This is a genomic window from Kitasatospora sp. MBT66 (assembly GCF_000710405.2).
Classification (GTDB): domain Bacteria; phylum Actinomycetota; class Actinomycetes; order Streptomycetales; family Streptomycetaceae; genus Kitasatospora; species Kitasatospora purpeofusca.
This window is the reverse complement of sequence record NZ_JAIY01000006.1, coordinates 954,671-965,337: the sequence shown is the minus strand read 5'-3', so window position 1 is coordinate 965,337 and position 10,667 is coordinate 954,671. Positions and strand designations below refer to the sequence as shown.

The 10,667-nt window shown below is 73.0% G+C and carries 7 protein-coding genes and 1 pseudogene; 3 read left to right on the top strand and 5 right to left on the bottom strand.

Annotated features, from left to right (window positions below; all coding sequences use genetic code 11):
- Positions 1 to 762: pseudogene (locus BI06_RS50825) on the top strand (hypothetical protein); the annotation flags it as partial.
- An 81-nt stretch (positions 763 to 843) separates the two neighbouring features.
- On the opposite strand, the gene pyk reads toward BI06_RS50825, so the two are convergent.
- The 4 genes from pyk to BI06_RS16645 form a co-directional block, all read right to left on the bottom strand.
- Positions 844 to 2,271 (bottom strand): pyruvate kinase, encoded by a 1,428-nt coding sequence (pyk, locus tag BI06_RS16660; RefSeq protein ID WP_030392744.1) that lies wholly within the window; start codon positions 2,269 to 2,271, stop codon positions 844 to 846.
- A 94-nt stretch (positions 2,272 to 2,365) separates the two neighbouring features.
- Positions 2,366 to 3,580 carry an acetate kinase gene (locus tag BI06_RS16655; protein WP_030392743.1) on the bottom strand — a complete coding sequence of 405 codons (1,215 nt, stop codon included), beginning with the start codon at positions 3,578 to 3,580 and terminating at the stop codon, positions 2,366 to 2,368.
- Positions 3,573 to 5,705, bottom strand: coding sequence for a phosphate acetyltransferase (gene pta, locus BI06_RS16650; RefSeq protein ID WP_030392742.1), 2,133 nt, complete (start codon positions 5,703 to 5,705; stop codon positions 3,573 to 3,575). The genes BI06_RS16655 and pta overlap by 8 nt, the downstream gene beginning before the upstream one ends.
- A gap of 109 nt (positions 5,706 to 5,814) precedes the next feature.
- Positions 5,815 to 6,489: a hypothetical protein gene (locus tag BI06_RS16645; protein ID WP_043468849.1), complete on the bottom strand. Its 675-nt coding sequence runs from the start codon at positions 6,487 to 6,489 to the stop codon at positions 5,815 to 5,817.
- A 155-nt stretch (positions 6,490 to 6,644) separates the two neighbouring features.
- On the opposite strand from BI06_RS16645, the gene BI06_RS16640 reads away from it, so the two are divergent.
- Together BI06_RS16640 and BI06_RS48100 are read left to right on the top strand one after the other, a co-directional pair.
- Entirely contained in the window at positions 6,645 to 7,193 is a 549-nt protein-coding gene (locus BI06_RS16640; RefSeq protein ID WP_030392740.1) for a SigE family RNA polymerase sigma factor, read from the top strand.
- Between the two features lie 49 nt (positions 7,194 to 7,242).
- On the top strand, positions 7,243 to 8,310 hold the full coding sequence (locus BI06_RS48100; protein ID WP_043468846.1) for a hypothetical protein: 1,068 nt from the start codon (positions 7,243 to 7,245) through the stop codon (positions 8,308 to 8,310).
- A 56-nt stretch (positions 8,311 to 8,366) separates the two neighbouring features.
- Here BI06_RS48100 and glgB read toward each other — a convergent pair.
- The coding region (gene glgB, locus BI06_RS16630) for a 1,4-alpha-glucan branching protein GlgB (RefSeq protein WP_369826136.1) at positions 8,367 to 10,667 on the bottom strand (2,301 nt) is incomplete at its 5' end.

Sequence of the window (10,667 nt, the reverse complement as noted above, 5' to 3'; positions counted from 1 at the left end):
ACCGCGCCGGCCACCACCGCGCCGGGCACGACCGCGCCGACGAGCCCGAAGCCCACCGCGGCGCCCTCGACCGGCGCCCCGGCGACCGGCGGCGCGGCGCCCTCCGCGTCGGCTTCCGCGAAGACGTCCGGCAAGGCGTCCGCGAAGCCCGTCGCCGGGGCCTCCCCGGCGACGCCGTCCGCCTCGGGGACCCCGTCGAAGGACCCGAACTGCCTGGTCGACTCCAAGGCGCTGAGCCCGGCCGGCAAGCCGCCGGACAACCCGATCCTGGTGCCGGACCAGAACTGGACCCTCCAGACCAGCCGGCTCACCCTGAACCACGCGGTGCTGCTGGGCGTGGTCAACGTCCAGACGCCGACCGGCACCAAGCGGGTGCTGAAGTTCGAGGTGGAGACGGTCGACATCGAGAACCTGCACATGACGACGCTGCAGGGGAACGGCAAGACCTTCCATGTGAAGGGCGCGCCCGGCTCGGTCTCGACGATGCGCAAGGGCCCGGTCGTCATGTACGTCGAGCGGCTCTCCGGCCACCTGGCCAAGGTGCTCGGCCTGCCGATCCCGATCGACCTGGGCGAGCTGACCCTCACCCCGGACGGGCCGCTGCCGCAGTGGCTGTACGACCTGATCGGCCAGCTCCAGGTGCCGCTGTGGATCGAGCTGACCGGGGTCACCGCGATCCAGTCGGGCCAGTTCGGCGGGACGCTGAAGATCCCCGGCATGAAGCTCTACAACGACGACCAGCCGTACCCCGGGGCGGCCTGACCCGGCCCGGACCCGCGTACGCCCGTGGGGCGGCCCCTCCTCGTCGGAGGGACCGCCCCACGGGCGTTTGTTCCGCGCCGCTTACGCGCTGCGGGTGCCCAGGTGGTGGACCTGGACCATGTTGGTGTTGCCGGGGATGCCGGGCGGGGAGCCGGCCGTGACGATGACGGTGTCGCCCTCGTCCAGCTCACCGATGCGGAGCAGCTCGCCGTCGACCTGGGCCACCATCGCGTCGGTCGAGCCGACCTGCTCGGTGACGTGGGCCTCGACGCCCCAGCTCAGCGAGAGCTGGTTGCGGGTGGCGTTGTCCGGGGTGAACGCGATCACCGGGATCGGCGAGCGGTAGCGGGACAGCCGGCGCGCGGTGTCACCGGACTTGGTGAACGCGACCAGCGCCTTGCCGTTGAGGAAGTCGCCCAGCTCGCACGCGGCGCGGGCGATCGAGCCGCCCTGGGTGCGCGGCTTGCGGCCCGGGTTGAGCGGCTGGAGGCCCTGGGAGAGCAGCTCCTCCTCGGCCTTCTCGCAGATCCGGCTCATGGTGCGGACGGTCTCGACCGGGTACTTGCCGACGCTGGACTCGGCGGACAGCATGACCGCGTCGGTGCCGTCCAGGATGGCGTTGGCGACGTCGGAGACCTCGGCGCGGGTGGGGCGCGAGGCGTGGATCATCGACTCCATCATCTGGGTGGCGACGATGACCGGCTTGGCGTTCCGGCGGGCCAGGGTGATCAGCTGCTTCTGGACCAGCGGCACCCGCTCCAGCGGGTACTCGACGGCCAGGTCGCCGCGCGCCACCATGATCGCGTCGAAGGCGAGGACGATCTCCTCCATGGCCTCGACGGCCTGCGGCTTCTCGATCTTGGCGATGACCGGCACCCGGATGCCGACCTCGTCCATGACCGCGTGCACGTCCTTGACGTCCGCGGCGTTGCGGACGAAGGACAGCGCGACCATGTCGACGCCCAGACGGAGCGCGAACCGCAGGTCGTCCTTGTCCTTCTCGGACAGGGCGGGCACGTTGACGGCCGCGCCGGGGAGGTTGATGCCCTTGTTGTTCGAGAGCACGCCGCCCTCGACGACCACGGTCCTCACCCGCGGGCCGTCGACGCTGACGACCTCCAGGGCGATGACGCCGTCGTTGATCAGGACCGGGTCGCCGGGCTTGACGTCGCCGGGCAGGCCCTTGTAGGTGGTCCCGCAGATGTGCTGGTCACCGGGGACGTCCTCGGTGGTGATGGTGAACTCGTCGCCGTTGTCGACGGTCACCGGGCCGTTGGCGAAGGTCGCCAGACGGATCTTGGGACCCTGGAGGTCGGCCAGGACGCCGATGGCCTTGCCGGTGTCCTCCGAGACCTGGCGGACCTTGCGGTACCGCTCCTCGTGGTCCGCGTGGGTGCCGTGGCTCATGTTCAGTCGGGCGACGTTCATGCCCGCCTCGACGATGGCCTTCAGCTGTTCGTAGGAGTCCGTCGCGGGACCCAGGGTGCAGACAATTTTCGCTCGGCGCATATCGATCAGTCTATCCGTTCGTGTTATGGGTGCATTCGGCCCGAATGGAAAGGAATCGCCGACGAAGGATTCCGCGGAGCGAGACGACGAGGGGTCAGTTTTCGGCCGATCGGTGCACCAGGGCGAAGGTCTGCCGGGCGATCTCCAGCTCCTCGTCGGTCGGGACGACGGCGACCGCCACCCGCCCGTACTGCGGCGAGATGATCCTCGGCTCGCGCGAGCGTACCGAGTTGAGCTCCGGGTCGACGGCGATGCCCAGCTCCTCCAGTCCGGCCGCGGCCGCCGCCCGCACCGGCGCCGCGTTCTCCCCGACCCCGGCGGTGAAGGCGATCGCGTCCACCCGGCCGAGCACCGCGTAGTAGCCGCCGATGTACTTGCGCAGCCGGTGGATGTAGGCGTCGAAGGCCAGCCGGGCGTCCGCGTCCCCCTCGTCGGCGCGCCGCATGATCTCGCGCATGTCGTTGTCGCCGCACAGGCCCAGCAGCCCGCTGCGGCGGTTGAGCAGGTCGTCGATCTCGTCGACCGACAGGCCGCCGACCCGGTGCAGGTGGAAGACCACCCCGGCGTCGATATCACCCGAACGAGTGCCCATGACCAGGCCCTCCAGCGGGGTCAGGCCCATCGAGGTGTCGACGCAGCGCCCGCCGCTCACCGCCGAGGCGGAGGCGCCGTTGCCCAGGTGCAGCACGATCACATTGACCTCGGCCGGGTCCTTGCCGAGCAGCCGCGCGGTGGCCCGCGAGACGTACTGGTGCGAGGTGCCGTGGAAGCCGTAGCGGCGCACCCGGTGCTCGTCGGCCACCGCCCGGTCGATCGCGTACCGGGCGGCGTACTCCGGCATCGAGGCGTGGAAGGCGGTGTCGAAGACGGCCACCTGCGGCAGGTCGGGGCGCAGCGCGCGGGCCACCTCGATGCCGGTGATGTTGGCCGGATTGTGCAGCGGCGCCACCGGGATCAGCCGACGGATCTCCCGCAGCACCTCGTCGGTGATCACGGTCGGCTCGGTGAACCGCAGCCCGCCGTGCACCACCCGGTGGCCGATCGCGGCCAGCTCGGGGGAGTCCAGGCCGAGGCCGTCGGCGGCCAGCTCCTCGGCGACCGCCTTGAGGGCCGCGCCGTGGTCGGGGAAGGCCTGGGCGGCCTCCCGCTCGGCGCCGGCGCGCGGGGTGTGCACCAGCCGGCCGCCGGTCTCGCCGATCCGCTCGACCAGGCCGGAGGCCAGCCGGGCGCCGTCCAGCATGTCGATCAGCTGGTACTTCACCGACGAGGAGCCGGCGTTCAGCACCAGGACCCGGGTACCCTCACTCACCCTTGAGCTCCTTACGCTCCTGGGACTGGATGGCGGTGATCGCCACCGTGTTCACGATGTCCTGCACCAGCGCGCCGCGCGACAGGTCGTTGACCGGCTTGCGCAGCCCCTGGAGCACCGGTCCGACGGCGACCGCGCCCGCCGAGCGCTGCACCGCCTTGTAGGTGTTGTTGCCGGTGTTGAGGTCCGGGAAGATCAGCACGGTCGCCCGGCCGGCCACCGCCGATCCCGGCAGCTTGGTCGCCGCGACGTACTCGTCCACCGCCGCGTCGTACTGGATCGGACCCTCGACCAGGATGTCCGGGCGCAGCTCGCGGACCAGCTCGGTGGCCTTGCGGACCTTGTCGACGTCCGCCCCGGAGCCGGAGGTGCCGGTTGAGTAGGACAGCATCGCGACCCTCGGCTCGACCCCGAACTGGGCGGCGGTGGCGGCCGACTGGATGGCGATGTCGGCCAGCTGCTGGGCGTCCGGGTCCGGGTTGACCGCGCAGTCGCCGTAGACCAGCACCTTGTCCGCCAGGCACATGAAGAAGACGCTGGAGACGATGGACGCGCCCGGCGAGGTCTTGATCACCTCGAACGCGGGCCGGATGGTGGCGGCGGTGGAGTGCACCGCGCCGGAGACCATGCCGTCGGCGATGCCCTCCTGGACCATCAGGGTGCCGAAGTAGGAGACGTCGGTGACCACGTCCAGGGCCAGTTCCACGGTCATGCCCTTGTGCGCCCGCAGCTTGGCGTACAGCTCGGCGAACTGGCGGCGCAGCGGGCTGGTGGCCGGGTCGACGATCCGCACCTGGGCGCGGTCGGCCCCGGCGTCCGGCTCCGGCAGCGCGATGCCCAGGGCGGCGGCCTTGCGGCGGACGGCGTCGGTCTCGCCCAGCAGGGTGAGGTCGCAGATGTTGCGGCGCAGCAGGATCTCGGCGGCGCGCAGCACCCGGTCCTCGGTGCCCTCCGGCAGCACCACGTGCCGGCGGGCCGCCCTGGCCCGCTCCAGCAGCGCGTGCTCGAACATCATCGGGGTCACCCGCTCGGACCGGCCGACCTCGATCAGGTTGGTCAACTCGGCTGTGTCCACGTGCAGTTCGAACAGTCCGAGGGCGATCTCGGCCTTCCGGGGGCTGGCCGAGGAGAGCTTGCCCTCCAGATGGGTCAGGGCGGCGGCGGTGAGCCAGCTGCCCTCCGGGACGACCGCCACCGGGGTGCCGGGCGCCAGCCGGGCGGCGAGTGCCATCACGTTCGGGCCGGGGTGCTGGCCGAGGGTGAGCAGCACCCCGGCGATCGGCGGGGCGCCGGCGGCGTGCGCGGCCAGCGAGCCGATCACCAGATCGGCCCGGTCGCCGGGGGTGACGACCAGCGCCCCCTCGGTCAGCGCGTCCAGGAAGGTCGGCAGCATGGCGCCGCCGAAGACGAAGCCGCGCACGTCCCGGGCGAGACCGGAGGAGTCGCCGATCAGCACCTCGGCGCCGGTGGCCTCGACCAGCTGGGCGACGGTCGGCGCGGCCAGCGCCGGCTCCTCGGGGATGACGTAGGCGGGGATCGGCAGCTTCTCGGTCAGCTTGCGCTGCACCGGCTGCTTGGCCGCCGGGGCGACCCGGTTGGCGACCATCGCCAGGGTCTCGCAGCCGAGGTCGGTGTACGCCCGGTGGGCGTTGCGGACCTCGGCGATCACCGCGTCCGCGTCCTCGCCGTGGCCGCCCACCACCGGCAGCACGGCGGCGCCGAACTCGTTCGCCAGCCGGGCGTTGAAGGCCAGCTCGTCGGGGATGTTGGTGTCCGCGAAGTCGGTGCCCAGCACCAGCACCGCCTCGCAGCGGCGCTCCAGCGCCCGGAACCGGTCCACCAGTACCGAGACCAGCTCGTCCTGGCCCTGTGCGGCCTGCAGCGCGGCGGCCGCCTCGTAGTCGAGGCCGTAGAGGTCGGCGGCCGGCAGGTCCAGCCGGTAGCGGGCCCGCAGCAGCTCGACCACGTGGTCGGGGCCGGCGGCGCCCTGCGCGGAGGCGTGCACCAGCGGACGGAACACCCCGACCCGGTCCACCTGGCGGGTGAGCAGCTCCATGACCCCGAGCTCCACCGCCTGCCGGCCGTCGCCCCGGTCGATCCCGGTCACGTACACGCTGCGCGCCACGCGGTTCTCTCCGTCCCGTCGTCTCAGGAAGTGGTCATATCGACCATACATTCGCACCGTGAACGTGCGTCGGCGAGCGGAGCGGTCGCGCGGGAGCAAGGGCCGAAGGTCACCAGGGGGAGCGGTCCGTCCCGGCGAGTTCGACGGCGACCCCGGCCGGCCGCTCGGCGATGGACAGCAGGGTGGTCCGCTTGTCCAGCAGCCACCCGTGCCGGTGGGCCAGGACGAGGTCCGGCCGGGTGCGCCAGCCCTCCGCCGTCAGCCGCTCCCGCAGCCGCCGGGCCACCTCGGTGGCGGGCAGGCCCTCGGTGCTCACCACCGTCAGCTCGCGCAGACAGGTGTGCAGACCGCAGTCGCGGTCGGGACCGCTGTCGTGCGCGACGGCGAGGCCGGGCGGCAGCGCCAGCTCGGACCGCTCGGGCGAGAAGGGCTCGTGGACGGCGAGCTGGTAGAGCAGGCCGATCACGAGGCCGAGCAGCGCGTGCGCGGCGGTCAGGGCGATCGCGGCGGTCGTCCGGCCGGACCCGCCGGCGGGCCGGTGGCCGCGCCGCAGGTGCTCGGCCAGGGAGCCGAGCAGCACGACCAGCCCGGCGGCGAGCGGATAGCCGGCCTGGGACTCCGCGACGGCCCGGCTGTGGAACCACCCGTACTCCAGGCCCACCGGGACGACCGCCAGCGCGGCCAGTACCCCGGCGACCACCGCCCCGACCGCCCTGGTCCGCGCCAGCACCGCCCAGCAGACCAGCGGCAGCAGCACGTACCCCCACCCCAGCACCGTCCCCACGAAGCTCCCCCCGGTCCCCACCGACGTCCCCGGCGGGGAGCCTAGCCGCGAGGCCGCACGGGCGGGCGAGGGGAATTCGGCGGCTGCCTGTAACGTGCCCGGCCGTCCGCAGGTCATTCAGGTGTAGGGGAAAACGAGGCAGGGGAGCCCGGCGGATGGCACGAGAGAGTCAGCTACGGACGAAGGCGGGCCGGGACGACGACTTCCGGGCCTTCGCGACGGCGAGGACCCCGCACCTGTACCGCACCGCCTGCCTGCTCGTGGGCGGTGACACCCACCTGGCGGAGGACCTGGTCCAGGAGGCGCTCGGGCGGATCTACGCCCAGTGGCACCGCACCTCCTGGCTCGTTCCGCGCGAGCGGATCGACAACCCGGCCGGCTACGCGCACACCGTCCTGGTGCGGGCCTTCCTGTCGCACCGCAGTCGGCGCAGCAGCGGCGAGCGGCCCGTGGACTCGGTGCCGGACTCCGCCGCCCGGGAGAGCGACCCGGCGCTGCGGCTGGCCCTGGTCGACGCGCTCGCCCGGCTCGCGCCGCGCGACCGGGCGGTGCTGGTCCTGCGCTTCTGGGAGGACCGCAGCGTCGAGCAGACCGCCGAGGTGCTGCGCCGCAGCCCGGGCGCCGTCCGGACGCAGACCGTCCGGGCGCTGGGCCGGATCCGCGCCGTGCTCGGCGACGACCTGCGCGAACTCGCCGACCACTGAGCCGACCCGCCCACCTTCATCATCGACCGACCTGAAACGGTGGTTCAGCATGTCCGAAGACCGGGAGCTTCCCGACACCCAGTACGAGCAGGACTTCTCCGCGGCGATGGCCCGGGCGGGGGAGACCTTCCACACCGAGACCGTGCCGCTGGTCGACACCGCCTGGTCGTACGGCCGCCGGCTGCGCCGCCGGCGGCGGGCGGCGATGGTGGCCGGCGCCGCCGCGCTGGCCCTGGTCGGCGTCGGCGGGGTGGCGGTGGCCGACCTGCCCGGCGGCGGCACCGGCCGGGTCGCGGCCGCCGGCACGCCGTCCGCCGGGGCGACCGCGGCGCCGGTGTCCGGCCAGGAGTTCCTCGACCTGTTCACGCCGCTGCTGCCGGCGGGGAACATCGTGAAGGTCGAGGAGGCACGGGGGACGGACAGCGGCACTCCGCAGATCCGGCTGACCCACGACGACGGGCACGGCCTGGCGTACTACCTCTTCTGGATCACCGGCCCCTCGGTGATGCCCGAGGACGCCAAGGGCTGCGCCTATGTCACCGCCCCCGATGCGTGCACCTCCTCCACCACGGCGGACGGATCGCAGTTGGTGGTCTACCAGGCCACCGCCCGGAGCGGTGACCCGGACGGGTCGAAGACCTGGTCCGCCTCCCTCTACAGCAAGAGCGGCTACCACCTGATGGTCCAGGAGTGGAACCGCAATCCGCTGGACCGGGGGTCCGGGATCACCCGGGTCGACCCGCCGATGACGGCCGACCGGCTCGCCGAGGTGGCGGCGGACAAGCGCTGGGAGAGGGTTGCCGCCGCGATCCCGGAGCCCATCGCCCTCCCGTTGCCCACCGGGTCGGCCACCGCGGGGTCGGGCACCGACGGGGTGACGTCCTGGACGATCGGCCCCATCGACCCCGACACCTTCCGGCCGACGGGGCCCGGTCAGCAGCAGGGTGGCGCCTCGCCCTCGCCCGTCCTGCCCTCGCCCTTCGGCCCGGACGTCGAGAGGCCCGCGCGCCCGGGGTGGTCCCCCACCGCGCCCGGGCCGACGCTGTCCCTGCCGGCGACGCCGGGGGCCCCCTCCGGCCCCATGACGCTGCCCGCGTTCCCTCCGCCCGGCCCCTGAGCCGCCGGGCCGCCGCTCCGCGCCACGGGGGCGGAGCGGCGGCCCGGAACGGCCCGTCACACCGGGCGGAGCCAGACGGTCGACAGCGGCGGCAGCACCAGCTCGGCGCTGCGCGGCTGGCCGTCCCACTCGACGGCCTCCGACTTCACCGGGTGCGAGTTGGCGATCCCGCTGCCGCCGTAGGCCGCGGCGTCGGTGTTGAGCGCCTCCTCCCACAGCTGGTCGCGGCCGGTCAGCGCGGGCAGGCCGACCCGGCGGCCGTGCCGGACGACGGGGGAGAAGTTGCAGACCGCGACCAGCGGCGTGCCGTCGGCGGCGTACCGGACGAAGGAGAGCAGGTTGTCCTCGGCGGCGCCGCCGTCGAGCCAGCTGAAGCCGGCCGGGACGCTGTCCTGCTCCCACAGGGCCGGGGTGTCCAGGTAGCGCCCGTTGAGGTCGCGGACGAGGCGGCGCACGCCGAGGTGCTCCAGGTGGGCCGGCCACTGCTCGTCGAGCACCCACCACTGCGGGCCCTGCTCGTGGTCCCATTCGGCGCCCTGGGCGAACTCCTGTCCCATGAACAGGAGTTGCTTGCCGGGGTGGGCCCACATGAAGCCGAGGTAGGCGCGGTGGTTGGCGCGTTGCTGCCACCAGTCGCCGGGCATCTTGGAGACCAGCGCCTGCTTGCCGTGCACCACCTCGTCGTGGGAGATCGGCAGGATGTAGTTCTCCGACCAGGCGTACACCATCGAGAAGGTGATCTCGTTGTGGTGGAACCGCCGGTGAATCGGGTCCTTGCCCATGTAGACCAGCGAGTCGTGCATCCAGCCCATGTTCCACTTCAGGCCGAAGCCGAGTCCGCCCCGGTCGGTGGGCCGGGTGACGCCGTCCCAGGCGGTGGACTCCTCGGCGACGGTGATCACCCCCGGGCAGCGCCGGTAGACGGTGGCGTTCATCTCCTGGAGGAAGGCGGCCGCGTCGAGGTTCTCCCGCCCGCCGTACTGGTTGGGGGTCCAGGCGCCGCCCTCGCGCGAGTAGTCGAGGTAGAGCATCGAGGCGACGGCGTCCACCCGCAGGCCGTCGACGTGGAACTCCTCGCACCAGTAGACCGCGTTGGCCACCAGGAAGTTGCGCACCTCGACCCGGCCGTAGTCGAACTCCAGGGTGCCCCAGTCCGGGTGCTCGGCGCGCAGCGGGTCGGCCGGCTCGTACAGCGGCTCGCCGTCGAAGCGGGCCAGCGCGAAGTCGTCCTTGGGGAAGTGCGCGGGCACCCAGTCGACGATCACGCCGATGCCGTGCTGGTGCAGGGTGTCGACCAGGAAGCGGAAGTCGTCGGGGCCGCCGAGCCGGGAGGTGGGCGCGTAGTAGCCGGACACCTGGTAGCCCCAGGAGCCGCCGAAGGGGTGTTCCATCACCGGCATGAACTCCACATGGGTGAAGTTCAACTCCTTCAGGTACGCCGGGAGTTCGGCGGCGATCGCGCGATAGTCGGTGAGGTCGGGCCGCCAGGACGCCAGGTGCAGCTCGTAGACCGACATCGGGGCGCGGTGGTGCGCGGTGCGGGCCCGGCGGGCCATCCAGTCGCCGTCCTGCCAGCGGTAGGAGGAGCTGGTGACGACCGAGGCGGTGCCGGGCGGCAGCTGCGCGGCCCGGGCCAGCGGGTCGGCCTTGTCGAGCACCTGGCCGTGCCGGGTGTGGATCTCGTACTTGTAGTGGGTGCCCTCGCCGATGTCGGGGACGAAGAGTTCCCAGACGCCGGAGGAGCCGAGCGAGCGCATCGGGTGCCCGGTGCCGTTCCAGTGGTTGAAGTCGCCGATCAGCCGCACCCCGGCGGCGTTCGGCGCCCAGACCGCGAACGCGGTGCCGGTCACTCCGCCGACCGTGCGCACGTGCGAGCCGAGGGCCTGCCAGAGCTGCTCGTGCCGGCCCTCGGAGATGAGGTGCAGGTCGAGTTCGCCGAGGGTGGGCGGGGTGCGGTAGCCGTCGTGCTGGCGCAGCGGTTCGGCGCCCGGGTAGTCGACCAGCAGCCGGTAGTCGGGGGCCTCGGGGGCGGCCAGCAGGCCGGTGAACAGGCCGCCCTGCTGGTGGGTGAGTTCGACGGAGCCCTGGTCGGTCTCCACCAGGACCCGGTCGGCGAAGGGACGGAGCACCCGGATCGCGGTGCCGCCGTTGACGGGGTGGGCGCCGAGCAGGGCGTGCGGGTCGTGGTGCTGGCCGCCGACCAGCCGGTCCACCTCGCCGGGCGGCAGTGGGGCCTCGGGCAGCCGCAGCGCCCCGGTGGTCCCGGGGACGGCCGCGTCGCCGAGGGGTGCGGACACCGGTGCGGGCGCGGGCGCGGGCTCGGGTGCGGGCAGGGGCACGGTGGCGGTGGCGGTCGC